The organism is Pseudomonas sp. NBB (genome assembly GCF_032701105.1).
Taxonomy (GTDB): domain Bacteria; phylum Pseudomonadota; class Gammaproteobacteria; order Pseudomonadales; family Pseudomonadaceae; genus Aquipseudomonas; species Aquipseudomonas asiatica.
Window position 1 is genome coordinate 2,683,982 of record NZ_CP103994.1, and the last position, 25,523, is coordinate 2,709,504.

Here is a 25,523-nt window from a genome sequence, read left to right on the forward strand (position 1 = left end):
ATGCTCCCCAAATTGTTATTTTCCATACGTGCGGCAGATGTCGATGGTATCGATAGTGTTCAATTTTTGTTTTTAAAAGTAAACTTGATTATAACAAGGAGTGCGTGCTTTTTGACGATTGTCTAATTTGGCGAGCCGTGTGCGGTCTTCTACTGTTTTTAATTTTAGAGTGCGTGCCTATGAGCCCTAATTATGCCTTTGGGGTGTTATCGATTAAGGCTGTATGTTTTCATGGTCTCAATGGTTTTAAATTTGTTGGCTTTGGCTCTTCAGGTTTTAGAGGTGCTAGTTTTGTTGGGTGGGTGTAGGGTGATGGTTTTTGTTTTCTGTTTTTCTGATTTTAACTAATGATATGTTCATGAATGATGCAGCGGTGCGATTATGGTGTGCAAGTCAATAGAATTTATGCGCGCATTAGATTTATTGGCGTGCGCGTCGGCTTGTGCTTGAAGACAACGTCGAATGGAAGGGGGGGGCTTCTTTGGCTGCGTGTCAGGGCCAGGGTTTCGGGCTGATTGTCGACAATCTGTGATTTTTCTCATCAGCTTGTAGATTTTTTAGCTGGGAGGCTCACGCTTGGCATGCGTGAAATTTTCATTTATTCACATAATTCATTGATTTATATCAGAATTTTACTGCTGCTGAATTCGTCTATCGTATTTATGCGTTGTTCGGAGTTTTTTTTGCTTGCAATAATGTGTCGACAATGTGGTAGTGTGCGGGAGTGGCGGTCAGCAGGCGGAGCCTTCTGATGCAAGATTTCGACAGTGAAGGTGAAGTGCTCAAGCGCTGCAGTAGCCATAAATAATGGGCGGTTTCATTAATGCATTGGGCTCACTCTGTTATGTGCCAGCAATGAGCTTGTTTGTCGTCATGATTTTTAGAGGTGCGCATTGCGAGATAACTATGAGTTTGTAGTGGCAGGTGTTATTACCCCGGCCCCTTTGTTGAGCTCTGCAAACGATACTTCAGCCCCTCAAGACGAGGTTTAACGGTCTGCGGGCTGCTTTACCGGTGCGGCGCTACATCGATGTTCGCTCAGTGTTGCCGAATGTTGTTCGCTGACCGCTATTTTCAACAACGATGGAGGTACGAATGACTTTACTTACTGCTGGTAAGCGTTTCCGCGATGCCGTAGCCGCCGAACATCCCCTGCAAGTGGTCGGCGCTATCAACGCCAACCATGCGTTGCTGGCCAAGCGTGCCGGTTTCAAGGCCATCTACCTGTCCGGTGGCGGTGTGGCCGCAGGCTCCCTGGGCCTGCCAGACCTGGGCATCAGTGGCCTGGATGACGTGCTGACCGATGTGCGCCGCATCACCGACGTCTGCGACGTGCCCTTGCTGGTGGATGTCGACACCGGTTTCGGCGCTTCGGCCTTCAACGTCGCCCGCACCGTGCGTTCGATGTGCAAGTTCGGTGCCGCGGCGATCCACATCGAGGACCAGGTCGGCGCCAAGCGCTGCGGCCATCGCCCGAACAAGGAGATCGTCACCCAGCAGGAGATGGTCGACCGTATCAAGGCAGCGGTGGATGCCCGCATCGATGACAGCTTCGTGATCATGGCGCGTACCGACGCTCTGGCGGTGGAAGGCCTGAACGCGGCCCTAGACCGCGCTGCCGCCTGTATCGAGGCTGGCGCCGACATGATCTTCCCGGAAGCCATCACCGAGCTTTCGATGTACAAGACCTTCGCCGACCGGGTGCAGGCACCGATCCTGGCCAACATCACCGAATTCGGCGCCACGCCGCTGTACACCACCGAAGAATTGGCCTCGGTCGACGTGTCGCTGGTGTTGTACCCGCTGTCGGCGTTCCGTGCCATGAACAAGGCTGCCGAGAACGTCTATACCGCACTGCGACGCGACGGCACGCAGAAGTACGTGATCGACACCATGCAGACCCGCATGGAGCTCTACGATGCCATTGGTTACCACGCCTTCGAGCAGAGCCTCGATGCGTTGTTTGCCCAGAAAAAGGGCTGAGTGGCTTCAGGACTAATGATTAGCCTTCAACAGGAAATTCAAGGGTGGAGTAACTCATGGCCGAAGCAAAAGTACTCAGTGGCGCAGGCTTGCGTGGTCAGGTGGCTGGGCAGACCGCACTGTCGACCGTGGGCCAGGCCGGTGCCGGCCTGACCTACCGTGGCTACGACGTCCGTGACCTGGCCGCCGGTGCCGAATTCGAAGAAGTCGCCTACCTGTTGCTGTACGGCGAGCTGCCGAGCAAGGCGGAACTGGCCGACTACAAGCGCAAGCTCAAGGGCCTGCGTGACCTGCCGCAGGCACTGAAGGAAGTGCTCGAGCGCATCCCGCGCGATGCCCACCCGATGGACGTGATGCGCACCGGTTGCTCGGTGCTGGGTACCCTGGAACCCGAGCTGACCTTCGACGCCCAGCGCGAGAAGACCGACCGCCTGCTGGCGCTGTTCCCGGCGGTGATGTGCTACTGGTACCGCTTCACCCACCACGGCGTGCGCATCGACTGCACCAGCGACGAAGACACCCTCGGCGGCCACTTCCTGCACCTGCTGCACGGCAAGAAACCGAGCGAGCTGCACGTCAAGGTGATGAACGTGTCGCTGATCCTCTACGCCGAGCACGAGTTCAACGCCTCGACCTTCACTGCGCGGGTCTGCGCCTCGACCCTGTCCGACCTGTACTCCTGCGTCACCGCCGCCATCGGCTCGCTGCGCGGCCCGCTGCACGGCGGTGCCAACGAAGCGGCGATGGAACTGATCGAGCGCTTCCAGAGCCCGCAGGAGGCCACCGCCGAGCTGCTGCGCATGCTCGAGCGCAAGGACAAGATCATGGGCTTCGGCCACGCGATCTACAAAGAGTCCGACCCGCGTAACGAGGTGATCAAGGGCTGGTCGAAGCAGCTTGCCGACCAGGTCGGTGACACGGTCCTGTACCCGGTTTCCGAAGCCATCGACAAGACCATGTGGGAGCAGAAGCGCCTGTTCCCCAACGCCGACTTCTACCATGCCTCGGCGTACCACTTCATGGGCATCCCGACCAAGCTGTTCACCCCGATCTTCGTCTGCTCGCGCCTGACCGGCTGGGCCGCACACGTGTTCGAGCAGCGCGCCAACAACCGCATCATCCGCCCGAGCGCCGAGTATGTCGGTGTCGAGCAGCGCCAGTTCGTGCCGATCGAGCAGCGCTGATACAGCAGGCCATGCACCTGTGGGCCCATCGCCGGCAAGCCGGCTCCCGCAGGTTCATCGCCGCCGCTGAGCATTGTGCAGTTCCTGTGGGAGCCGGCTTGCCGACGATGAGGCCAGAACAGGCAGCGCAGGGCTGTTGACCGTACCGTGACCGAGCCTGATAACGATATGAATACCGCATTCCGCAAGCACCTGCCAGGCACCGACCTGGACTACTACGACGCCCGCGCGGCGGTCGAGGCGATCAAGCCCGGCGCATACGACGGCCTGCCATACACTTCCCGCGTGCTGGCCGAAAACCTGGTACGCCGTTGCGACCCAGCCACCCTCGACGCGTCCCTCGAGCAGCTCATCGAACGCAAGCGCGACCTCGATTTCCCCTGGTTCCCGGCCCGCGTGGTGTGCCACGACATCCTCGGCCAGACCGCGCTGGTCGACCTTGCCGGCCTGCGCGATGCCATCGCCGACAAGGGCGGTGACCCGGCCCAGGTCAACCCGGTGGTGCCGGTGCAGTTGATCGTCGACCACTCCCTGGCCGTGGAGTGCGGTGGCTTCGACCCACAGGCGTTCGAGAGGAACCGCGCCATCGAAGACCGCCGTAACGAAGACCGTTTCCATTTCATCAACTGGACCAAGAAGGCGTTCAAGAACGTCGACGTGATCCAGCCCGGCAACGGCATCATGCACCAGATCAACCTGGAGAAGATGTCGCCGGTCATTCACAGCGACCGCGGTGTGGCCTACCCGGACACCTGCGTCGGCACCGACAGCCACACCCCGCATGTCGACGCCCTGGGCGTGATCGCCATTGGTGTCGGTGGCCTGGAAGCTGAAAACGTCATGCTCGGCCGTGCCTCGTGGATGCGCTTGCCGGAAATCGTTGGCGTCGAACTGACCGGCAAACTGGCACCGAACATCACCGCCACCGACCTGGTACTGGCCCTCACCGAGTTCCTGCGCAAACAGAAAGTCGTTGGCGCCTACCTCGAGTTCCATGGTGAAGGCGCACGCGCCCTGACCCTGGGCGACCGTGCCACCATCTCCAACATGGCCCCGGAATACGGCGCCACCGCCGCGATGTTCGCCATCGACCAGCAGACCATCGACTACCTCAAGCTGACCGGTCGCGATGACCAGCAGGTGCAGCTGGTGGAGACCTACGCCAAGGTCGCCGGCCTGTGGGCCGACAGCCTGGCCAAGGCCGAATACGAGCGTACCCTGAGCTTCGACCTGTCGAGCGTGGTGCGCAACATGGCCGGCCCGTCCAACCCGCATGCCCGCGTCGCCACCAGCGACCTGGCGGCCAAAGGCATTGCCGGTGCCTGGGAAGAAGTGCCGGGGCAGATGCCCGACGGCGCGGTGATCATCGCCGCCATCACCAGCTGCACCAACACCAGCAACCCGCGCAACGTGATTGCCGCCGGCCTCTTGGCGCGCAATGCCAACAAGCTCGGCCTCAACCGCAAGCCGTGGGTCAAGTCGTCGCTGGCACCGGGCTCCAAGGCCGTGCAGCTGTACCTGGAAGAAGCGGGGCTGGAAAAGGAGCTGGAGCAACTGGGCTTCGGCATCGTCGCCTTCGCCTGCACCACCTGCAACGGCATGTCCGGTGCGCTGGACCCGGTGATCCAGCAGGAAATCATCGACCGCGACCTGTACGCCACCGCCGTGCTGTCGGGTAACCGCAACTTCGACGGGCGTATCCACCCTTATGCCAAACAGGCGTTCCTCGCTTCGCCGCCGCTGGTGGTGGCTTACGCGATTGCTGGCACCATCCGCTTCGACATCGAAAAGGACGTGCTGGGCGTAGTCGATGGCAAGGAAATCCGCCTCAAGGACATCTGGCCGAGCGATGAGGAAATCGACGCGGTCGTGCGTGCTGCGGTCAAGCCGGAGCAGTTCCGCAAGATCTATATCCCGATGTTCGCCATCGAGGAAGACCGTGGCCCGAAAGTGGCGCCGCTTTACGAATGGCGCCCGATGAGCACCTACATTCGTCGCCCGCCTTACTGGGAAGGCGCCCTGGCCGGTGAGCGCACCCTGCGTGGCATGCGTCCGCTGGCGGTGCTGCCGGACAACATCACCACCGACCACCTGTCGCCGTCCAACGCCATCCTGCTCGACAGCGCGGCGGGTGAGTACCTGGCGAAAATGGGCCTGCCGGAGGAGGACTTCAACTCCTACGCTACCCACCGTGGCGACCACCTGACCGCCCAGCGTGCCACCTTTGCCAACCCCAAGCTGTTCAACGAGATGGTGCGCAAGGAAGACGGCAGTGTGAAGCAGGGTTCGCTGGCGCGTATCGAGCCGGAAGGCAAGGTGACTCGCATGTGGGAAGCGATCGAGACCTACATGGAGCGCAAGCAGCCGCTGATCATCGTCGCCGGGGCCGACTATGGCCAAGGCTCGTCTCGCGACTGGGCGGCCAAGGGTGTGCGTCTGGCGGGTGTCGAGGCCATTGTCGCCGAAGGTTTCGAACGTATTCACCGCACCAACCTGGTCGGCATGGGTGTGCTGCCGCTGGAGTTCAAGGCCGGCACCGATCGCAAGACCCTGGGGTTGGACGGTAGCGAGACCTATGACGTGCTCGGCCAGCGCAAGCCGCGTGCGACCTTGACGCTGGTGGTGACCCGCGCCAATGGCGAGCGCCTGGAAGTGCCGGTGACCTGCCGTCTGGATACCGCTGAAGAGGTGTCGATCTACGAAGCGGGTGGGGTGTTGCAGCGCTTTGCCCAGGATTTCCTTGAGGCCGCGACGGCCTCGTAAATTGAGTGAGTAGCGTCATGAGAGCTCGTGAAATGCTGCTTAAAAATTGTTGATGCCCGTACTGAACGCCTCGGCAGTCTTGACTTGACCTTTGGCGTTTGATGACCCAGCGATCCTCATCAGGAAACTGACCGTGTTAGAACAATACCTGAATCATGTGCGTGAACGAGCTGTAGACGGTTTGCCTCCATTGGCGCTGAACCCGATGCAAACCTCAGACCTGGTAGAGTTGTTGAAATCACCCCCTAAAGGTCTGGAGCAACAGCTACTGGATCTGATCACTCATCGAGTGCCACCAGGAGTCGATGAGGCCGCCTATGTAAAAGCTGGCTTCCTCTCGGCCATTGCGAAAGGCAAAGCGAACTCGCCGCTCATTGAGCCAAAGCGAGCAGTAGAGCTCTTGGGTACCATGCAAGGTGGCTACAACATCGAAACGCTCGTTGAGCTTCTAGATGATGGAGACCTGGCAGAGACCGCTGCTGGGCAGCTGAAGCACACCTTGCTCATGTTTGACGCATTTCATGATGTCGCCGAACGCGCGAAGGCAGGCAACCGTGCTGCGCAGGAGGTGCTTCAATCTTGGGCCGATGGCGAGTGGTTTACCAAACGTCCTTCTATCGCGGAAAAGTACACGCTGACGGTGTTCAAGGTACCTGGTGAAACTAACACCGATGATTTGTCTCCGGCCCCTGATGCTTGGTCGCGTCCTGACATCCCGTTGCATGCCCGGGCAATGCTCAAGATGAGTAGAGACGGTATTGAGCCTGAACTACCCGGCGAAGTCGGCCCTCTGCAGCAAATTGAGAGAATTCGAGCCAAAGGATATCCGGTTGCTTACGTGGGGGATGTAGTAGGTACGGGGTCCTCTCGTAAGTCCGCCACAAACTCTGTTCTTTGGTTCTTCGGCGATGACATTCCGTACGTGCCTAACAAGCGGGCAGGTGGGTTCTGCTTCGGCAACAAGATCGCTCCAATTTTCTACAACACCATGGAGGATGCTGGGGCGTTGCCGATCGAGTTTGATGTATCGGGTCTCAACATGGGAGATATCATCGACGTGTACCCGCTGGCGGGCAAAGTCTGCCAGCATGGTTCCGATGAAGTATTGGCAAAGTTTAGCCTGAAGACCCCAGTTCTGCTGGATGAGGTGCGCGCTGGAGGCCGCATTCCGTTGATCATTGGTCGAGGATTGACTGAGAAAGCGCGCGTGGAGTTGGGTCTGGATCCATCGACGCTGTTTCATATGCCAGAGCACCCTGCTGATACGGGGAGGGGTTTCACTCTCGCACAGAAAATGGTGGGACGTGCTTGTGGTGTTGTAGGCATACGGCCAGGCACGTATTGTGAACCTAAGATGACGACGGTTGGGTCGCAGGATACCACTGGCCCGATGACGCGTGACGAGCTGAAAGATCTAGCCTGCCTAGGCTTCTCAGCAGATCTCGTGATGCAGTCCTTTTGCCATACCGCAGCGTACCCCAAGCCTGTGGATGTGGTGACTCACCACACGCTCCCGGACTTCATGAAGAACCGAGGCGGCGTATCATTGCAGCCTGGTGACGGCATCATCCATAGCTGGTTGAACCGGATGCTCCTGCCCGACACTGTGGGCACGGGCGGTGACTCGCATACCCGCTTCCCCCTGGGCATTTCATTCCCAGCAGGTTCCGGCCTTGTAGCGTTTGCAGCGGCTACCGGAGTGATGCCACTGGACATGCCTGAGTCCGTCCTGGTGCGTTTCTCCGGTAAGCTTCAGCCCGGGATCACCTTGCGTGACCTCGTCCATGCCATTCCGTACTACGCAATCAAGGAAGGGCTGTTGACCGTCGAGAAGAAAGGCAAGAAGAACGTCTTCTCGGGACGCATTCTAGAGATCGAAGGGCTAGACCACCTGACCGTCGAGCAGGCATTCGAGTTGTCTGATGCCTCCGCGGAGCGCTCTGCTGCCGGCTGTACGATCAAGCTCCCCGAGAAGGCTATTTCGGAATACCTGAGCTCAAACATCACCCTGCTGCGGTGGATGATCACTGAAGGTTACGGTGATGCCCGTTCACTGGAGCGCCGGGCAAAAGCTATGGAGGAGTGGTTGCGTGCGCCTGCTCTGATGTCAGCTGACGCCGATGCCGAATACGCAGCTGTCCTCGAGATCGATCTGAACGCTATTCGAGAACCCATCCTTTGTGCCCCAAACGACCCAGACGATGCCAGGCTGCTGTCAGATGTATTTGGTGGCAGAGTTGATGAAGTGTTTATTGGTTCGTGTATGACTAATATCGGTCACTTCCGTGCCGCAGGTCGTCTATTGGATAGGGTGGTTGGCTCAATTCCGACTCGACTTTGGCTGTCGCCGCCGACCAAAATGGATCAGCATCAACTAATTCAAGAGGGTTTTTATGGGGTGTTCAAGCGTGTCGGCGCGCGCACTGAGATCCCTGGCTGCTCGCTTTGCATGGGGAACCAGGCTCGAGTTGCGTCGAACTCCACTGTGGTGTCGACCTCAACGCGCAACTTCCCGAACCGCCTCGGCGATGGGGCAAACGTATATCTGGCTTCAGCGGAGTTAGCCTCCGTTGCCGCTATTCTTGGCAAGCTACCCAGCTTGGATGAATACATGCATTACGCAGAAATGATCGAAAAAATGTCTGGTGACATCTACAAATATCTCAGCTTCGATCAGATAGCGAGCTTTAAAATCGCCGCTGAAAGGGCGCGTATCGCAGCCGTTTCGGTCTAGCTCTGGAAAAGGACGCAAGCGGCACCGCAGAAGGGGGGCCTGAAGCAGTGCCGCTTTATTACGCGCTACGTGGTGATAGGGGCGACGTCCTTTGCGTTGGTGCAGATGGATGAACTGACAGCGACTCCGGGGCTACGTGCTGTGTCCCGGCGCAATGAAATAGAACTGCAGTCGTGGAGGGGATTGTTCTGTAGCGCACGGCAGGATAGTCGTAATGAGCATCAGAAATCAGTGAATGCATGCGAGGTTTTGGTCGCGGTCACTAAGCGCCATCTCATCTGCGCCTCGGGGATGATCCGCGTTGAAAGCTAAAGCAGGTATGAAACAGGGGTTAAATAGCCTTGATTATAAAAATCAAACTGAGATCTAGTTAAGCCCCTTATAAGGTGGGATGTAGGAAGTATCAGGATTTTTCTGAAAGCATTGATGAGAAAATATCGCCGGGCAATGGTGACTCAGAATGCTCCTGGAGCGCCTCCTCGAGTGTTACTCGCGCTGTTTCTGGCATTGGGATCGATCTTCGTGTTTGAAGGTCAACGTGAACCGTAATTTGGGCATGGGTAGCCGCTAGGGTATTGTCGCTCTGGCGGATCATTTCGTAGTATGTGATCACTTTTTTATGTCCCACCTCGACTATCCTTGCGGTCACGACCAGCGGTTCACCTTCTTTAAGTTCTCGAAGAAATTGAGTTCTGAGGTCTACCGTGAAAAAACCACAGTTGGACTTTTGTTGGTAGTCTTTGCCTAGGCCGTAAAACTTAAGTAGTTTAATTGAGCAGTCATCAAACACTGTCACATAACGTGTGGCAGTCATGTGGCCGTAATTATCCATCCAGCTGGGTTCGACAAAAAAACGAAACTCTAAAAGGTTGCTCATATTGATCCGTCCTCGATCGGTTACTATGCGGATCGTGTCACGATGTGGGTACAAAGGAAAAGGCACAAGCGAATATAACTAATGAGCCTATTAGTTTTCATTAAGGGCGAATGCTGCCGCTCTGTTCGAACATGGAATTAGCACTCGAACGACATGTTGGGGTTAACGAATCAGTCAATCCTTGCCGGATTATTGGGTTTATCAAGGCCGAAAACCTGCCTTTCGAGACAACTTATGAGCACCACGGCCACCACGTTAGAAGGCTCAAGGCCACGGTTTCCGGGCTGCAGTAGCACGCTTGAACGGGTAGATGCATGGGGTATTAGTCTGGTGCTGCAAAAAATCTAATCGGTGGCGCAAAAAATATAGTGTGTCATGTCAGCACCCACTCGATACGTTTGACACAGAGACGCGGTAGCGAACCGTGAATTCAAGTAAGAGCAAACGAGTGAGGGTTTGAAATGAGCGAACAAAAAAAAGTAGCTGTACTCGTTGGAGCGGCAGGCGGTATGGGCCTTGCAACAGTAAAGCGACTGGCGGCTGACGGCTTCAAGATTGCAGCGCTTGATCTGAATACTGCCGCAGTGGAGGAGCTGATTGCTGAGGCTGGTATCGATGGGAAGGCATATCGTATCGATGCCAGCAAGCAAGAAAACTGCAATCAGGTCGTCGAGCAAGTTGTTCGTGACTTTGGAAAAATTGACGTGCTGGTCAATCTGGTTGGCTGGACGTTGACGTCTAAATTCCTCGAAGAGAAGCGGGACTACTGGGAGAAGCTTGTCGGGATTAACTTCTTCCCTGTGCTGTTCATGACGCATGCCGTGGCTCCAATCATGATTGAGAACGGCGGTGGAAAAATCATCTTCGTCACTTCCGATGCGGCAAAAGTAGGCTCGGGCGGTGAAGCTGTATATGCAGGCCTCAAGGGCGGTGTTGTGGCATTTGCGAAAAGCGTGGCGCGTGAATTTGCCCGCTACAATATTAATGTTAACTGCACTGCGCCTGGCCCTACCGATACCCCACTTGAGCATGATCAAGATCCGGAAGTAGTAGCTCGCAGGATTAAAATTATCCCGTTCCGTCGCTGGGCCAAGCCAGAAGAACAAGCAGCTGCAGTTTCTTTCTTTGCGTCCGATAGCTCGGATTATATCACTGGCCAGGTCCTGAGTGTGAGTGGCGGTCTGACGATGTCCTGAGCACCTAACAAGCTTGGTTAGTGGTCGTACATTCAGAATTAGTAATTAGGAGTCAAATAATGAGTAAGCCAATTGATATTCTGGGGCATCTGTTTACGCCTGAATCAATCCAGAAGCACTTTCTGGAGGATGAGGAGGAACGTGCAGTCTTTGAGAACGTCGGTAGGGCATCTTCTCTGAAGGGGATCACCGTAGAAGAGTTCAAAGCCTACGCGGAGCGGGTTGGTTTGGGTCGTACTCATATCGCATCGTTCTACGGTTGGAGCTACCGTAAGCAACATCCGTATTTGCACGTAACCCCTGAAGAAGTATACGAAGTTACTAAGCAACTCCCTGGCGTTGCATATGGCCTCTTCGGTGTTAACCCCTTCGATATGCTGGACGGTGTTCGTCACCTGGAGAAGGCAGTCCGTGAGTATGGGTTCATCGGTATCCATGTGCACCCGCATGGCTTCGATCTCGGCCCTGATCACGCGTTCTATTTCCCCTACTATGCCAAGTGCGTGGAACTGGGGATCCCTGCAGTGTTCTCGATGGGTCATACACTTGACTTCATGCCTATCGAAAATGGTCGTCCGGCACGGCTCGATAAGATTGCTCTCTACTTCCCTGAACTGACCATCGTTTGTACTCATACTGGCTGGCCTTGGGTGGAAGAGGCAATTGCGCTTGCTTCGAAGCACCCGAATGTCTATCTCGGCACCTCGGCTTACGCGCCGAAGTACTGGAAGCCTGAGATGGTGAAATTCATCAACTCGTGGGGCCAAGATAAAGTCCTGTGGGGCTCGGACTTCCCGCTGGTCAAACATGATGAGGCACTTCAGCAAGTAGAAGAGCTTGGGCTCAAGGAAGCTGCAAAAGAGAAGCTTCTTTGGAAAAACGCTGAAAAAATCTTTAAGTACTCGTGATGTTTGTTGGAGGAATTCGTATGTCGTCTACACAAGTAGAATTGACGTGGAAAGGCGCAATTGCCTATATAAGAATCAATAGAGAGAGCCGACGCAATTCACTTGATAATGCCACAATCATCGAGTTCCTCCGACTTTTGGAAGAGGTTCGGCGCTCTGAGACCGTTTGCTTAGTTGTGACTGGCGAGGGTGATCGAGCATTCTGCGCCGGCTCCGATATTAAAGCGCTTGCTTCTTATTCGGCCGCGGATGCGGAATACCATACGTACCTGTTCCAGAAGCTCGCTGAGACGTTGGATGAGATGCCGTGTGCAACAATCGCGGCGATCGAGGGGGCGTGTCTCGGAGGCGGTCTGGAAATCGCACTTGCGTGCGATTATCGAATTGCTGCTAGCAATGCAACCTTCGGCTTCCCTGAAATCACCGTTGGCGCGCTACCCACTGGTGGCGGCACCGTCAGGGCTCCTCGTGCAATTGGTCTGAGCCGCTCTCGTGAACTCATGTTGTTCGGTGATCGAATCCCTGCCGAGCGTGCAGAGTCGATTGGGCTCATTAGCTCTCTCGCACCACCTGGTGAGACCCGGAGTATCGCTCTGGAGCGGGCTAAGGAACTTGCGAGTAAAACCAACCGAGACAGCGTGAAGTTGTTGAAGGCCATTCTTGTTGGAGGCGCAGGAGTTTCCGCGAAAGCCGGCCATCTCATGGCCTACCTAGCCGACGTTTCACTAGTTCGCTCCGAATCGTTCAAACAAGGCGTGTCGAGTTTTGGCGAAACGCCTCAAGCCTCGACATCTCCTAAGGCATAAAGGAACTTGATCATGGCGTTTAAAGCAGTAGTAGTTAATAAATCCGAAGCAGGTTACAAAGCAAGTCTCGCCAGCTTTGATGAAGCTGATTTGATGGAAGGTGACACTCTGATTCGAGTGTCACACTCCAGCATCAACTACAAAGATGGTTTGGCCGTAACCGGTAAGGGCCCTGTGGTTCGCCGATTCCCTCTCATTCCCGGTATCGACATGGCCGGCGTGATCGAGGAGACCACTCACCCAGGCCTGCACAAGGGGCAGCAAGTCATTCTGAACGGCTGGGGTGTGGGTGAGGTTCATCATGGTGCGTTTGCTGAAAAAGCACGTGTTCGTGGTGAATGGCTACTTCCACTGCCTGAAGGTTTCAATGCTTGGGAAGCAATGGCGATTGGTACAGCTGGTTATACCGCTGCCCTCTGTGTAAATGCGCTCAACCAAGCGGGTATTCGTCCTGAATCCGGTGATGTACTGGTTACTGGCGCTGCCGGCGGAGTTGGATCGATTGCTGTAAGCCTCCTGGCGAAGGCTGGCTGGCGGGTTGTCGCATCAACTGGTCGCGCCGAAGAAGAAAGCTATCTGCGCGAACTGGGTGCCGCTGAAATCATTAGCCGCGACGAACTCGCAGCCCCTGGCAAGGCTCTCGGTAAGGAGCGTTGGGCAGCTGCGATTGATGTGGTTGGTGGGCAGACCCTGGCCAACGTTCTCGCTTCTATCAAGTATGGCGGGGCGGTCGCTGCTTGCGGCATGGCGGGTGGTATGCCTCTGCCGGCCACTGTGGCTCCGTTTATTCTTCGTGGTGTAGCGTTGCTGGGCGTTGATTCGGTAAATGCTCCCAATGCGAAGCGAATCGAAGCTTGGAAACTGCTTCGTTCTTTGGATAAAGAACTGCTGCTCAGCCTGACCAACACCTACTCCCTGTCGGACGTTTTCAGTGTTTGTGAAGACATTCTAGAAGGAAAGGTTCGCGGTCGGTCAGTTGTGACTGTATCTGACGATCTCTCCTGAGGGTGAATTGGAAATGAGCGCAGCCAGATTTTACGACCGTAACACAGAATCGCTCTCTCGCTCGGAACTCGACAAGCTGCAGCTGGAAAAGCTGAAAGCAATGTTGATCCACGTGAATGAAACAAACGAGTTCTACCGTTCAAAGTGGGAAGCTGCGGGGGTGGATGTTCAGAAAATCCAAAGTTTTGAGGATTTTCGCAAGTATGTACCAACTGTTGAAAAATCCGATTTCCTAGAAGATCAGCTAAGCTTCCCGCCTTTTGGCAAGCGGATGGCCAGCTCGTCCTTCGAGGGCGATCGTGTGGAGATCTACACCACCAGTGGCACTAGCGGCCAAGGCGTAGAAGTCCATATCCAGAGCATGCGTGAATTGGCCGTGATGGAGCAGCTGTATGGCTACTATCTGACCTGGGCAGGCTTGAAACCTGGTGACTCAACGATGCTGACACTGCCTATCACGATGCTGGCAGGGGGGCGTGCCGAGTATCAAGGCGCGGTGGCACATGGTCTCACCACCTATCCGATCGGCAATTACGCATCACAACAGAAGGTCGATCTGATCAAGCGATTCAAGCCTAAGTCGCTGTTCGGGAGCACCTCCTACTTTGCACACCTTGCTACTCAGTTGGGTGAAGATGCCAAGAAATGTGGTGTTGAGGTTCTGCTGACAGGTCTTGAAGGTGTTGGCCCTTCATTCTTTGAACGTCTGCAGGATCAGTGGGGCGCCCGAGCGGCAGATCGTTTCGGTTGCGCTCAGATGCGGGCGGACTTCATGTTCACCGATGAGCGCGGTGTAGGCACTCCGTCTGATCCAGGCGTTTTGGTTAATACGGATCCGTTTGTTTATTTGGAAGTGCTTGATGTCAACACCGGCCTGCCCGTTGCGGATGGCGAGTTTGGTGAACTGGTGGTTACGAGCCTCTATCACTTTGATAACCCGGTCATACGGAATAGGCTTAAGGATGGCGGCATCTTCCGCAAAGGCGGTATGGGTGGGGTTCAGCGCCAATTCAGTGGCATCCAAGTGGGATCGATTACTCGCATTGACGATGTAAAGAAAATCAAAGGGATCAATGTGTATCCCCAGGCAGTAGATGACATTTTGTTCTCGCTTCCTGAAGTTGAGCAGTATGAAGTGATCTTGAGTTCGACCGCAGATTTTACGGATCAGGTGCTTGTAAATATTCAATGTCGGGACTCGGTTGCTGTCATGCCCTCTGATGGCGGAGCCCGCATCAGGTCACTCTTCAAGGAGCGGCTGGGGATAAACTTTAATGTGGCTTTCGTAGACTTTATCGAGGTAAGCGATTACAAGGCTCGCCGCTGGAAAGACCTGCGTAATCGCGATTAGTTTGCTCCCTGAAGTGTTACCGCGCCGGTTACTAAGTATTATAAATATCTAAGGAATTTGTCATGGCTCTCAGCAGCGCTGATCGAAAAGCCTTCTTAGAAGGCCCTGTAGCTCGTTTTATTGCTGATCGACTCGCGCCTATCGCGGACGAGATCGATGAGAAGGGTGAGTTTCCATTAGCGCTCTATCGAGAAATTGCAGAGCTGGGAGCCCTGGGCCTGTGTTGCCCAGAGGAATACGGCGGATTCGATGATGGCGCGGTAACGATGGTGCAGTTGCTTCAAGCGATTGCCGCAGAGAGTGTTTCGTTTGCGGTGAGCATTGCTAACTGCAGCGATTGTGCCGCACCGATTCTGGCCAAAGGGTCAGAGGCGCAGAAAAGAGAGTACGTTCCCCAGATTATATCTGGGGAAATCGTTCCGGCGTTCTGTCTCTCTGAACCTTCTGGTGGCTCGGACGTTGCCGCCATTCGGACTAAAGCAGTGCGGGATGGTGATGAGTATGTGATCACCGGTCGCAAAATGTGGATTACCAGCGCCACCGTCGCGGATCTCTTTGTGGTTTTTGCAAAAACAGACTTCACTGCAGGCCATCGAGGGATTAGTGCTTTCCTGGTGCCTCGCAATACGCCTGGGCTTGAAGTTGGCAAGGCAGAAGAGCTCCTGGGTACCCGGGCCAGCCCAACTGCCGAGGTTTCCTTCAGCGGAGTGCGTGTACCAGCAAGCGCTCTGCTGGGACAAGAAGGAGAGGGGTTCAAGCTTGCCATGTCGACACTGGATGAGTCCCGTATCCAGATCGCAGCTGTAGCCTTGGGTGCGGCAAACAAGTCGATTGAAATTGCGGTAAATTATGCTAGAGAGCGAATTCAGTTTGGTAAGCCAATCATTGAGCATCAGGGCCTTGGCTTCCTGCTTTCAGAATTGCTGATCGAACTGGCCTGCGCGCAAGAGGTTGTGGCCAAGTCAGTAGAGTTGCTCGAAAGTGGTGATCTCGAAAAGTGCAGCGTTTACGCTGCCATTGCAAAGGTCAAATGTTCTGATCTTTCAATGCGAGCAGCAATTGATGCCGCTCAAGTCCTCGGTGGCTACGGTCTTACCAAAAGTTATCCGATCGAGCGGCTTATTCGAGATAGCAAGGCACTTCAGATCTTCGAGGGCACCAACGAAATTCAAAAGTGGCTGATCGCGCGTGATTTGCAGAAGCGCGGTCTCAATCTTGCTTCGCCAATTAGCAACGACTGACTAGCGTGTTCATGATCCAAATTGCGCGAAGCTTACCGTGGTAGCTCGTTGATGTGTTCACAGAACACATCTATAAAAAGAATGCGGAGTTAGAAATGGAGAGTAGAAGCTTTATTGAATTCGAGTCGGTCAAGAAAACATACGACGGCCAGAATTTCGTGGTTCGTGATCTAAACTTGAGCGTTCAAAAGGGTGAATTCCTCACCTTGCTCGGGCCTTCTGGCTCAGGAAAGACTACATCACTCATGATGCTCGCTGGTTTTGAAAACCCAACCAGTGGGGCTATTTATCTAGATGGAAAACGCATCGATAAGATGTCGCCTCATCGTCGTGGAATTGGAGTGGTATTTCAGAACTACGCACTTTTCCCACACATGTCGATAGGCGAGAATATTGCTTTCCCCTTGAAGATGCGCGGTGTTAATTCTCGTGATGCATTGAGCGCGGCTAAGAAAGCACTAGAAAACGTTCGCCTGGGCGACCTGATCGATCGTATGCCATCTCAGCTCTCGGGTGGCCAGCAACAGCGTGTGGCGCTCGCTCGAGCACTTGTTTTCGAACCACAATTGGTCTTGATGGACGAGCCCTTGGGGGCGCTGGATAAGCAGTTGCGTGAGCACATGCAGGTCGAGATCAAGCAATTGCATGCACGCTTGGGAGTAACGATTGTTTTTGTTACTCACGATCAGGATGAAGCACTGACCATGTCGGATCGAGTTGGTGTATTCCATGATGGCGTACTGCAGCAACTGGCTCCTCCGCGTGAAATATACGAATCTCCGTCCACTGCTTTCGTTGCTCAATTTATTGGTGAGAATAACTCAATTCAAGCCAGGGTTCTTGATCGCAGCGGTGCTATATGTAGAACTCTAACTGATGATGGAGTAACGATCTTTGCTACCTCCACATCTAATCTGTCCACTGGGGATCGTGTGTCTCTGTCCCTTCGACCGGAATGTATCGAGCTAGCACCGGCTGAAAATATTGGCCTGAATTTGGCCAAGGTTGTTGTGAAAGACGTGATTTATCACGGTGACCACATTCGCCTTTTGGCTCAAGGGTGTGGCAATAATAATATTATGCTGAAACTGAAGAGTGGTGCGTCCGCGCTTCCGTTGCAGCTTAATTCAGAAGTAACTGTCGGCTGGCGTCCTGAGGATTGCCGCGCCCTTGCTGTATAGAAACTGCCTGTTCGACAAATAGAAATTTCCCTTAACAAGCTGCACGAAGATTGAAAAGAGGAAAAATAAATGAGCAGATCTACTAAAGTTGCGTTCGCAGCCTCCCTGGCTATGGCCATTAACCTTTCGCAAGCACATGCGGCAAGTGATGTGGTCACTATTACAACATGGGGCGGGTCTTATACCACTGCAATGCAGAAGGCATTTTTTGAGCCCTTCGGTAAAAACTCAGATATAAAAATTCGTGAAGATCAGTGGGATGGTTCAACCGCGCGTATCCAAGCGATGGTGGACACCCAGCAAGTTACTTGGGATCTTGTGTCATCCACAACCAACGTGGCACTGCAAGGTTGTGAAGAAGGCTGGCTGGAGAAAATTGATTATTCCAAGCTCGGTGGCAAGGAAAAATTCATGCCAGGCGCCGCAATGGAGTGCGGTGTCGCAATTGATAACTATGGTATCGTCTTTGCTTACAATAAAGACAAATATCCTGGTGGTGGCCCAACCACGATGGCAGACTTTTTTGATGTTAACAAATACCCAGGCCCAAGGGCGCTATACAAAGGGCCGAAGTACACCATGGAATTCGCCCTTATTGGCGATGGTGTTAAGCCAAGTGAAGTGTACAAGGTTCTCGCGACCGAAGAGGGCGTGAATCGAGCATTCAAAAAGCTTGATAGTATCAAGCCCAGCATCAAAGTGTGGTGGACAGCCGGAGCCCAGCCGCCTCAGCTGTTGGCAGATGGTGAGGTCTCAATGGCTATTTCTTATGACGGTCGTATCCAAGCCGCAATTAAGGAATACGGAAAGAACCTTCAGATCGTACGAGATGGTCAAGCTCTCGACTTCGATATCTGGGTAATCCCTAAGGGCGCAAAAAACCTGGCCGCTGCAGAAAAGTTTCTTCAATTTACAACAACGCCTAAGGTAGCTGCTGGCCTCTCCGATTACATTGCTTATGGGCCCGCTATTCCAAGTGCCATGCCTTTCGTGAAACCTGGCATTGTCAATGACTTGCCGAATGCCCCCGAGAATATGACGAATTCGTTTACTCTCTCGGCTGAATTCTGGGCTGATCACGAACAAGAATTGACTGAGCGGTTTAACAAATGGCTAGCGAAATGATGGAGTTGCCCGCTGTGAAGGGAGACCAGGCCGTGGCGGTCTCCAATCAGGGCAGTCTGGCAGACCTAGAGGCCAAAATACGCCGAGCCAAATTGCAGCGCCAAATTATGGCTCTTCCATTAGTTGCACCTCTCTTGTTGTTACTGATTTTCGCGTTCTTGATTCCCATTGTTTTGCTCCTCGCGCGGAGTGTTGATAATAGGGAAGTGGCAGAGATCATGCCTAGGACCTCAGCGGCCATTGCGAGTTGGGGAGGGGAGACTCCTCCCGATTCTGCTCTTTTTGAAGCGCTTGCTGAGGATCTGAGGGCAGGAAAGCCCGAGCAGGTCGCGCTTGTTGCCAAAACGCTCAATTATCATAAATCAGGCTTGAGAACTGCCGTTATGGCGGCTGCAAGGTCTGCGCGAGCGAATCCTTCAGGAAACGCGCTTGATTATCTACCGAGCGCAAATGCAGCGTGGGGGAATGTAGAGACCTGGGGGGCTGTTAAGCAGGCGTTACCTCGCTTTACTGACTTCTACCTGCTTGCAGCTTTAGACCTGAAACGTAATGCAGTGGGTGACATTGTTGCCGCATCCCCTGAAAGTTCGGTGTATCGCGAGGTGCTCTATAGAACGTTCTATATTAGCTTCCTGACTACCATGATATGCCTGCTTGTGGCATACCCGCTAGCATATATAATTAGCAAAGCGACTCCGCGTGGTGCTAATTTTATTTTGCTCATGGTCCTACTGTCTTTCTGGACTCCACTGTTGGTGAGGAATACTTCCTGGCTTGTTGTATTGCAGAGTAATGGAGTATTGAACTCGTTCTTTGCATTAATAGGAATTATATCTCCCTCAGAGCCGCTAGAACTTGTGCATAATCGGGTAGGTGTACTTATTGCGATGGTGCATACGCTCTTACCGTTCATGGTCTTGCCGATTTATAGCGCAATGAGGTCGATGTCGCCGAATTACATGAGGGCAGCTTTGTCTTTGGGGGCTCCACCATTTAAGGCGTTCCTCAGGGTCTATCTGCCTCTTTCACTCCCAGGTGTGAGTGCAGGTTGTTTGTTGGTGTTCATCTTGGCCCTGGGGTACTACATTACCCCTGCGTTAGTTGGCGGGCCTAGCGATCAAATGATTGCTGGATATATCAATCAGTTTACAAGCGGAACGATAAACTGGGGTATGGCTGCAGCTCTGAGTCTAGTCCTAGTCATCTCCGTGCTTGTGCTTTATTTTCTCTATGCTCGCATAGTTGGCATCGAAAAATTGAAGATGGGTTGATTATGAACACAGTATATGATTACGTGCTTGGCCGGTTAGCAAAATGCCTGGTATGGGTGTTCTGCGGGGTAGCCATGGTGTTTCTAGTGGCTCCAATTCTTTCGGTTATTCCTCTCTCGTTTAATTCGGAACCGTTCTTCAGTTACCCTTTGGCAGGTTTCTCGTTCCGCTGGTATGAGGAGTTTTTTAACTCCCCGGAGTGGCAGTTGGCTCTGCGCAATAGTTTCATAGTTGCAGTGTTTTCGACTGTTTGTGCTTGTACGTTGGGGACTTTGGCGGCGCTTGGTGTGAACCGTCGTGACTGTCCATTCAAAAGTATATTGATGGCCGTCCTGATTTCTCCGATGATCATCCCTGTTATTGTAAGTGCGGTGGGGATGTATTATGCATTTGCCGATGTCGGATTGATCAACAGTCTTACGGGCCTGGTCGTTGCACACACGGTGTTAAGTACCCCGTTTGTGGTGGTGACTGTAATGGCAACGTTAGCCTCCTTTGATAATAATCTTCTTCGAGCGGCAGCGAGCTTGGGCGCAAGTCCTCTACGGGCTTTTCGGTTGGTAATGTTGCCTTTGATAGCTCCAGGTATTGCTTCTGGCGCACTCTTTGCGTTCGTTACTTCATTAGAAGAGGTCGTGGTTGCTCTTTACTTGGCGGGCCCTGAGCAGCGCACGCTGCCCCGAGAAATGTGGTCAGGTATCAAGCAGCAAATTACTCCAACTATCTTGGCTGTGGCAACGTGCGTTGTGGCTTTCTCGATTTTGCTTCAACTTACCGTGCAGTGGCTGAGAGGTCGTGCAGCAAGGCGGTCGGCAAAATTCGCTAGTGAGGTAATTTGATTCAGCGCTGAATAATTATTCTTTTGTTGCTCCAGAGCCTTTAGTTGCGGTGACCTTTTTCTGGGACGGCGGCAAGTGCAGATATGCAGCGGATGCATATTTGTGCTTGCCGCCTTTTTGCGTATGACTTTATTATTTTGCCGATTGTTGGAATTCCGATATTATCCATTCCCTGAAGTCGCTGATGGATTTTTCTCTTGCGGTAGGCTTTGTGTACAGGTAATAGTAGATCTTGAAAGTAGGAAAGTCCCCAAATGGGGTGATTAACTCTCCAGATTCAATTTTTTCCCTCATGAATGAGGCGGATCCGAGAACTAGCCCGTGACCAACTAGTGCGGCTTTCTCAAGAACAACTGGGTCATCAACAACCATTCCGCGATGAGCTAAGCTTGGATCAATGTTTGCTAACCTACACCATGCCTCCCACCAGCTATGGTCGAACTCATGTACAAGGTTAAATTTTGAAAATTCGCTGAGGGCAAGAGAGGTAACGCCATGAGTCAAAGAAGCGTTGCAGGTGGGTAATAATTCGTCAGTCAAAAGTGGTTCGTAGTTGCTATCATGCAGTTGATCGGCAGAATAGAATATTTTTAGGTCAAAATCGTCTGTGTCCTTTGTTGGGGTTTTTAGTGAGTTGTGCAACACGATATCGGCGCTGGTGTGATCAGCAAGATACCTATTCAGCCTGGGTAGTAGCCAGTGTGCAGAAAGTAATGGGGTAACGCTCAGCACGATTTTTCGATTTGACTTGCTGGAAGTTATTTTGTCGAAAGTTCCAGCTAGCATGTCTAGACATTCTATGCTTGTTTTAAGTAGCTCTTCTCCTTCTGGGGTTAGTTCCACTCGCTGGTGTAGCCGTGTAAGTAGCGAGACACCTATTTTTTCTTCTAGCTGTTTTACTTGATGGCTAACTGCAGCTTGAGTGACATTCAATTCATGGGCCGCCAGCGTAAAGCTTAGATGACGTCCGACGGACTCAAAATATCGTACTGCCAAAAGCGATGGAAGCTTTCTGTTCATAGACACCTACACCATGAGCGAAGTAAATGCTTAAGCAAGTTCTGTGCCTTTAATGGTTGCTTGAAGATTTCTTTTGTAATAACGAATGGCCGCTCAAGGATGCGGCATTGATAGATGTTTGGGGTATCTTGCTGCTCGTTTCTGCGCGTAGTATTCATGCCTGCCGCTTGACTGTGAGTCGCGATCAAAACGTTACGGATCTTCCCACATTATCGGGTGATTAATCGTATCGCACAATAACTTGTAACATCAGGTGGTCCTTTGCTTGATAGCGTGAAAAGATCACTCTTATGATTTTGATAGCATTTTGCAAACCATTCTGACCTCTTTTGGTGCGCATTTGGCTATCTGAAGGCAGCATGGTGCTACTTTTATCCATTGCTGCTCGATAATGTGGCTAACCTCGTGGATTACTTGATATTGTTGAGCAGTTCTAGGGTGCATCTCGCTTGGTTAGCTAAGCTTGCGAGTTTGATGGGGCAAGGATTTCCCTGCAGGCTCGTTCGCGTAGGGTAGCATTAGGCTCTGTACGAAAAGAGATGTCGCAAACACCGCATGGAACAAGCCAGCGAGACCATGGCGGCATAGCTTTTCGCGAGCTTGTCAAAGCGTGTCACGATCCGACGGTTCTCTTTCAGCCAGCCAAACATGCGCTCGATGACGTTGCGCTGCCGATACTTGGGCCGATCAAACAGTCTGGGTAAGCCAGGCTTGGGCTTGCGCTTCATCGAGCGCATCGGGATGACGGGTTGCATTCGATATTGGTCGCAGTAGCGGCGCAGCGCTTCAGCGTCGTAGCCCTTGTCTGCAAGCAACCACTTGCAGCGTTTACGCGGGCGGCCACGTTGGGCCGATGGAATGCTGACTTCGTCCAGCAGTGGTTGCGCGTAGCTGATGTCACTGGCTTGACCGCCAGAGAGGAGGAAGCGCAACGGTGTCCCGTTGGCGTCGCAGAGCATGTGAATCTTGGTTGTCAGGCCACCGCGACTGCGGCCTAGAGCGTGATCGGCAGGCTCGTCAGGCCCCCTTTTTTCCCGGCGCCGGAAGAGGCTCGGGTTGCGCGCACAGCAGTTGAGTCGATCATCCAGGTTTGCAAATCGATCAAGCCTTGCTCATTCAATCTCAGGTGCAAGCGTTTGAGCATCTGATCGAATGTCCCCTGGTTTCGCCAACCCCGAAAGCGTTGATACACCGTTGACCACGGCCCAAAGCGCTCAGGCATATCTCGCCACGCAGCACCCGAGCAAAGCACCCAGAGCACGCCGTCGAGCATCAGGCGGTCGCTCAGGCGGGGCCGCCCCCGGCCATGTGTTTCGGTGAAGAGATCAGCAACCACAATCCAGGCCTCATCCGAGAGTTCGTAACGCTTCGCCATCACAGAATTCCTTTCCGTAGATGGCGGGGAACCCTACAGAATTTCAGCTTCCGAGGGGCGTCGATTCAGTTTCTCGGGATTTCGTACAGAACCTAGTATTGATATAGGGTTTATGCATTGACTATCGAATTTTTTTGGTGCCCGTCAACTCTGTTTGTCGCTCAGTTGTCATGCGGCTAATGCATATTAGGAATTTGTTATAAATGGTGATAGGTTGTTCGAGAATGCGTCGCAAAAAGGGTCAGTCGCCGTTTACGTTGAGTTGCAACTCCTTTAAAAAGCGTTCGAGTATCAGATTTTGTCTGCGCCCTTTTCGCGTGGCGATGGCGATCTTCGAGTCAAAATAGAGCTTGCCAGGGTCTAGGGCGGTCATTAGGCCTTTTTCCACCCATGCTGCGGCATAATGGTCAGGTAGGAACCCAATGTATGTACCTGTCAAAATCAAAAAAGCGATACCTTCTCGGTCAGTTGCTGTCGCAGCCAAACTGAGCCGTTGGTGTAGGCCAATAGCTTCGGCTGGCATTCGGTAGGCGGGTATGACTGCATCTGCCTGCGATAGTTGTTCCACTGTCACTGAGGTCGGATGCTTGTAGAGCGGGTGCTCATGGCTGCAGTACAAGCTAGACCGCTCTTCATACAGCAGGCTGTAGTCCAGGCCCGACAAAGGAGTAATGAGTGGCACGGCACCAACGTGTAATCGGCCATCCAGCAGGCCGCGTTCGATTTCTCCCGGTGTGCTCATACTAAGATTGATCCGCACACCGCTGCCTTCAGCTCGCACCGCCTTAAGGGCGTTGGTTATGCGCATTCTAGGCTGCGTGACTAGGTTATTGACGATAGCCACGTTCAGGTCGCCACGCAGTTGCTGGTGCATCTGGTTCACCTCAGTTCGAAACCCCTCAATGGCTACGAGTACGGTTTCGCTGGCACGCAGTACCTCCCGGCCTTCATCGGTCAACGCAAAGCCAGCCCGACCGCGTTGACACAAACGCATGCCCAGCCGTTTCTCCAGATCGCCCATGTGCAAGCTGATGGCCGAGCGGGTAATTCCCAGCGCGCTCTCTGCGCCGGAGAAGCTGCCGCACTCGGCTACGGTTTTGAATATGCGCAGCAATCTCAGGTCGAAATCACTCACCTGGTGAAGGTTTTTTTTCGGGCTCATGCGTGAGTTTTCCGATAACCGAATTAAAGGAAGTTCAGATTTAACGCATATGACGATTGGGTTCAAGCTAGACCTCATTAACCCAGCTCAGGATCACCGCCATGAATCAGGCCGTGCAGACAAGAACCCCCCTGGCCAGCGAACTTAAGCTTGAGTCCCACTGGATGCCGTTCTCCTCGAACCGTAATTTCCGCAAGGACCCCCGCTTTATCGTTGGCGCCAAAGGCAACTGGTTAATCGACGAGCATGGGCGCAAGGTCTTCGACAGCCTATCCGGTTTGTGGACCTGCGGAGCGGGCCATTCACGTCAGGAAATTGCCACTGCTGTAGCACAGCAGCTTATGACCTTGGACTATTCCCCGGCTTTTCAGTACGGCCATCCGCTGTCGTTCAAGCTGTCAGAGAAGCTTGCCGGCATGATGCCGGGTGATCTCAATCATGTTTTCTTCACCGGATCCGGCTCTGAGTGTGCCGATACCGCCATCAAAATGGCGCGAGCCTACTGGAGGCTGAATGGTAAGCCCCAAAAAACAAAGCTCATTGGAAGGGCTCGTGGCTATCATGGTGTGAACGTCGCAGGTACTTCGTTGGGCGGCATCGGCGGCAACCGCAAGATGTTCGGGCAACTGATGGATGTCGACCACCTGTCGCACACCCTGCAACCCGACCTGGCATTCACCAAGGGCGCTGCTGAGACTGGCGGTGTAGCTCTGGCCAACGAGCTGCTGAAACTGATTGAACTCCACGACGCCTCGAACATCGCGGCAGTCATCGTCGAGCCTATGTCCGGTTCGGCAGGGGTGTTAGTGCCACCTCAAGGATATCTGGAGCGACTGCGTGAAATCTGCAACCAGCACGACATACTGCTGATCTTTGACGAAGTTATCACTGCTTTCGGCCGGATGGGCACCGTCACCGGTGCCGATTACTTCGGAGTCACTCCAGACCTGATGAACGTCGCGAAGCAGATCACCAACGGTGCCATCCCAATGGGGGCAGTGATTGCCAGCAGCAGAATTTATGATGCGTTCATGTACCAGGCCGCACCTGAATATGCGGTCGAATTCGCCCATGGTTATACCTACTCTGCCCATCCAGTCGCTTGTGCAGCCGCGTTAGCCAACCTGGAACTGTTAGAGAAGGAACACCTTATTCAGCAATCCGCGGAGCTGGCTCCTCACTTTGAAAATGCCATACACGGCCTCAAAGGTGCGAAGCACATCGTCGATATACGCAATTGCGGGTTGGCTGGTGCGCTGCAGATCGCACCTCGTGACGGCGATGGCATGGTCCGCCCCTTTGAGGCCGGCATGGCGCTTTGGAAGGCCGGTTTCTATGTCCGCTTCGGTGGTGACACCCTTCAGTTCGGCCCAACTTTCAACACAAAAATCCAGGATCTGGATCGCCTGTTCGATGCCGTCGGGGAGGTACTGCAGGGTATCAGCTGATCGGCTCACCGCCTTTGAACTTCATATCAATCCGCAGCTTTAGATAATGCTTTG

Annotated in this window: 19 protein-coding genes; 15 read left to right on the forward strand and 4 right to left on the reverse strand. The window is 53.6% G+C overall.

Features of this window, described 5'->3' with window-relative positions; translation table 11 throughout:
* The first annotated feature begins 1,095 nt into the window (after positions 1–1,095).
* From prpB to acnB, 4 genes are all read left to right on the forward strand, one after another.
* A complete protein-coding gene (gene prpB / locus NY023_RS12485) occupies positions 1,096–1,983 on the forward strand; it encodes a methylisocitrate lyase (RefSeq protein ID WP_044046998.1) in 888 nt (295 codons plus the stop codon).
* A gap of 56 nt (positions 1,984–2,039) precedes the next feature.
* Positions 2,040–3,167, forward strand: a complete 1,128-nt coding sequence (gene prpC / locus NY023_RS12490) for a 2-methylcitrate synthase (RefSeq protein WP_060483892.1) — start codon at positions 2,040–2,042, stop codon at positions 3,165–3,167.
* 168 nt (positions 3,168–3,335) lie between these two features.
* Positions 3,336–5,930 (forward strand): Fe/S-dependent 2-methylisocitrate dehydratase AcnD, encoded by a 2,595-nt coding sequence (gene acnD / locus NY023_RS12495; protein WP_044046999.1) that lies wholly within the window; start codon positions 3,336–3,338, stop codon positions 5,928–5,930.
* 133 nt (positions 5,931–6,063) lie between these two features.
* Complete coding sequence (gene acnB / locus NY023_RS12500; RefSeq protein ID WP_038410410.1) at positions 6,064–8,664, forward strand: bifunctional aconitate hydratase 2/2-methylisocitrate dehydratase; 2,601 nt, start codon at positions 6,064–6,066, stop codon at positions 8,662–8,664.
* 403 nt (positions 8,665–9,067) lie between these two features.
* Here acnB and NY023_RS12505 read toward each other — a convergent pair whose 3' ends face one another.
* Positions 9,068–9,541, reverse strand: a complete 474-nt coding sequence (locus tag NY023_RS12505; RefSeq protein WP_013972336.1) for an acyl-CoA thioesterase — start codon at positions 9,539–9,541, stop codon at positions 9,068–9,070.
* 461 nt (positions 9,542–10,002) lie between these two features.
* Between NY023_RS12505 and NY023_RS12510 the strand changes: the two genes are divergently transcribed.
* From NY023_RS12510 to NY023_RS12555, 10 genes are all read left to right on the forward strand, one after another.
* Complete coding sequence (locus NY023_RS12510) at positions 10,003–10,737, forward strand: SDR family NAD(P)-dependent oxidoreductase (RefSeq protein ID WP_013972337.1); 735 nt, start codon at positions 10,003–10,005, stop codon at positions 10,735–10,737.
* A gap of 59 nt (positions 10,738–10,796) precedes the next feature.
* Positions 10,797–11,645 (forward strand): amidohydrolase family protein, encoded by an 849-nt coding sequence (locus NY023_RS12515; protein ID WP_049798444.1) that lies wholly within the window; start codon positions 10,797–10,799, stop codon positions 11,643–11,645.
* 20 nt (positions 11,646–11,665) lie between these two features.
* On the forward strand, positions 11,666–12,451 hold the full coding sequence (locus NY023_RS12520; protein ID WP_049798445.1) for an enoyl-CoA hydratase/isomerase family protein: 786 nt from the start codon (positions 11,666–11,668) through the stop codon (positions 12,449–12,451).
* A gap of 12 nt (positions 12,452–12,463) precedes the next feature.
* Entirely contained in the window at positions 12,464–13,456 is a 993-nt protein-coding gene (locus tag NY023_RS12525; protein ID WP_013972339.1) for an MDR family oxidoreductase, read from the forward strand.
* 13 nt (positions 13,457–13,469) lie between these two features.
* Positions 13,470–14,807: a phenylacetate--CoA ligase family protein gene (locus tag NY023_RS12530; protein WP_038409449.1), complete on the forward strand. Its 1,338-nt coding sequence runs from the start codon at positions 13,470–13,472 to the stop codon at positions 14,805–14,807.
* A gap of 62 nt (positions 14,808–14,869) precedes the next feature.
* Complete coding sequence (locus tag NY023_RS12535) at positions 14,870–16,048, forward strand: acyl-CoA dehydrogenase family protein (RefSeq protein ID WP_013972341.1); 1,179 nt, start codon at positions 14,870–14,872, stop codon at positions 16,046–16,048.
* A 95-nt stretch (positions 16,049–16,143) separates the two neighbouring features.
* Positions 16,144–17,229, forward strand: coding sequence for an ABC transporter ATP-binding protein (locus tag NY023_RS12540; protein ID WP_080563775.1), 1,086 nt, complete (start codon positions 16,144–16,146; stop codon positions 17,227–17,229).
* A gap of 69 nt (positions 17,230–17,298) precedes the next feature.
* The gene (locus tag NY023_RS12545) at positions 17,299–18,354 is read left to right on the forward strand and encodes a polyamine ABC transporter substrate-binding protein (protein WP_038409451.1); all 1,056 of its coding nucleotides are present in this window, start codon (positions 17,299–17,301) and stop codon (positions 18,352–18,354) included.
* A complete protein-coding gene (locus NY023_RS12550) occupies positions 18,339–19,625 on the forward strand; it encodes an ABC transporter permease (protein ID WP_013972344.1) in 1,287 nt (428 codons plus the stop codon). Before NY023_RS12545 ends, NY023_RS12550 begins: the two co-directional genes overlap by 16 nt.
* Before the next feature lie 2 nt (positions 19,626–19,627).
* Positions 19,628–20,464 carry an ABC transporter permease gene (locus NY023_RS12555; RefSeq protein WP_044047000.1) on the forward strand — a complete coding sequence of 279 codons (837 nt, stop codon included), beginning with the start codon at positions 19,628–19,630 and terminating at the stop codon, positions 20,462–20,464.
* Between the two features lie 132 nt (positions 20,465–20,596).
* Here NY023_RS12555 and NY023_RS12560 read toward each other — a convergent pair whose 3' ends face one another.
* The 3 genes from NY023_RS12560 to NY023_RS12570 all read right to left on the reverse strand — a co-directional run bounded on the left by NY023_RS12560 (position 20,597) and on the right by NY023_RS12570 (position 24,021).
* Complete coding sequence (locus NY023_RS12560; protein WP_080563776.1) at positions 20,597–21,484, reverse strand: LysR family transcriptional regulator; 888 nt, start codon at positions 21,482–21,484, stop codon at positions 20,597–20,599.
* Between the two features lie 518 nt (positions 21,485–22,002).
* Positions 22,003–22,859 (reverse strand): IS5 family transposase gene (locus NY023_RS12565; RefSeq protein ID WP_085982917.1). Its coding sequence is split into 2 segments (ribosomal slippage): positions 22,003–22,515 and positions 22,518–22,859, totalling 855 coding nucleotides; the frame shifts between segments, so codons are not numbered across the junction.
* Positions 22,860–23,100: 241 nt separating this feature from the next.
* Positions 23,101–24,021: a LysR family transcriptional regulator gene (locus NY023_RS12570; RefSeq protein WP_013972347.1), complete on the reverse strand. Its 921-nt coding sequence runs from the start codon at positions 24,019–24,021 to the stop codon at positions 23,101–23,103.
* A 101-nt stretch (positions 24,022–24,122) separates the two neighbouring features.
* Between NY023_RS12570 and NY023_RS12575 the strand changes: the two genes are divergently transcribed.
* Positions 24,123–25,469, forward strand: coding sequence for an aspartate aminotransferase family protein (locus NY023_RS12575; protein WP_013972348.1), 1,347 nt, complete (start codon positions 24,123–24,125; stop codon positions 25,467–25,469).
* Positions 25,470–25,523 lie beyond the last annotated feature (54 nt).

What these genes read in the sequence shown, in the direction of transcription:
- prpB (WP_044046998.1), top strand. Translation starts at nt 1,096, where the DNA reads ATGACTTTACTTACTGCTGGTAAGCGTTTCCGCGATGCCGTAGCCGCC.
- prpC (WP_060483892.1), top strand. Translation starts at nt 2,040, where the DNA reads ATGGCCGAAGCAAAAGTACTCAGTGGCGCAGGCTTGCGTGGTCAGGTG.
- acnD (WP_044046999.1), top strand. Translation starts at nt 3,336, where the DNA reads ATGAATACCGCATTCCGCAAGCACCTGCCAGGCACCGACCTGGACTAC.
- NY023_RS12505 (WP_013972336.1), bottom strand. Translation starts at nt 9,541, where the DNA reads ATGAGCAACCTTTTAGAGTTTCGTTTTTTTGTCGAACCCAGCTGGATG.
- NY023_RS12510 (WP_013972337.1), top strand. Translation starts at nt 10,003, where the DNA reads ATGAGCGAACAAAAAAAAGTAGCTGTACTCGTTGGAGCGGCAGGCGGT.
- NY023_RS12515 (WP_049798444.1), top strand. Translation starts at nt 10,797, where the DNA reads ATGAGTAAGCCAATTGATATTCTGGGGCATCTGTTTACGCCTGAATCA.
- NY023_RS12520 (WP_049798445.1), top strand. Translation starts at nt 11,666, where the DNA reads ATGTCGTCTACACAAGTAGAATTGACGTGGAAAGGCGCAATTGCCTAT.
- NY023_RS12525 (WP_013972339.1), top strand. Translation starts at nt 12,464, where the DNA reads ATGGCGTTTAAAGCAGTAGTAGTTAATAAATCCGAAGCAGGTTACAAA.
- NY023_RS12530 (WP_038409449.1), top strand. Translation starts at nt 13,470, where the DNA reads ATGAGCGCAGCCAGATTTTACGACCGTAACACAGAATCGCTCTCTCGC.
- NY023_RS12535 (WP_013972341.1), top strand. Translation starts at nt 14,870, where the DNA reads ATGGCTCTCAGCAGCGCTGATCGAAAAGCCTTCTTAGAAGGCCCTGTA.
- NY023_RS12540 (WP_080563775.1), top strand. Translation starts at nt 16,144, where the DNA reads ATGGAGAGTAGAAGCTTTATTGAATTCGAGTCGGTCAAGAAAACATAC.
- NY023_RS12545 (WP_038409451.1), top strand. Translation starts at nt 17,299, where the DNA reads ATGAGCAGATCTACTAAAGTTGCGTTCGCAGCCTCCCTGGCTATGGCC.
- NY023_RS12550 (WP_013972344.1), top strand. Translation starts at nt 18,339, where the DNA reads ATGGCTAGCGAAATGATGGAGTTGCCCGCTGTGAAGGGAGACCAGGCC.
- NY023_RS12555 (WP_044047000.1), top strand. Translation starts at nt 19,628, where the DNA reads ATGAACACAGTATATGATTACGTGCTTGGCCGGTTAGCAAAATGCCTG.
- NY023_RS12560 (WP_080563776.1), bottom strand. Translation starts at nt 21,484, where the DNA reads ATGAACAGAAAGCTTCCATCGCTTTTGGCAGTACGATATTTTGAGTCC.
- NY023_RS12570 (WP_013972347.1), bottom strand. Translation starts at nt 24,021, where the DNA reads ATGAGCCCGAAAAAAAACCTTCACCAGGTGAGTGATTTCGACCTGAGA.
- NY023_RS12575 (WP_013972348.1), top strand. Translation starts at nt 24,123, where the DNA reads ATGAATCAGGCCGTGCAGACAAGAACCCCCCTGGCCAGCGAACTTAAG.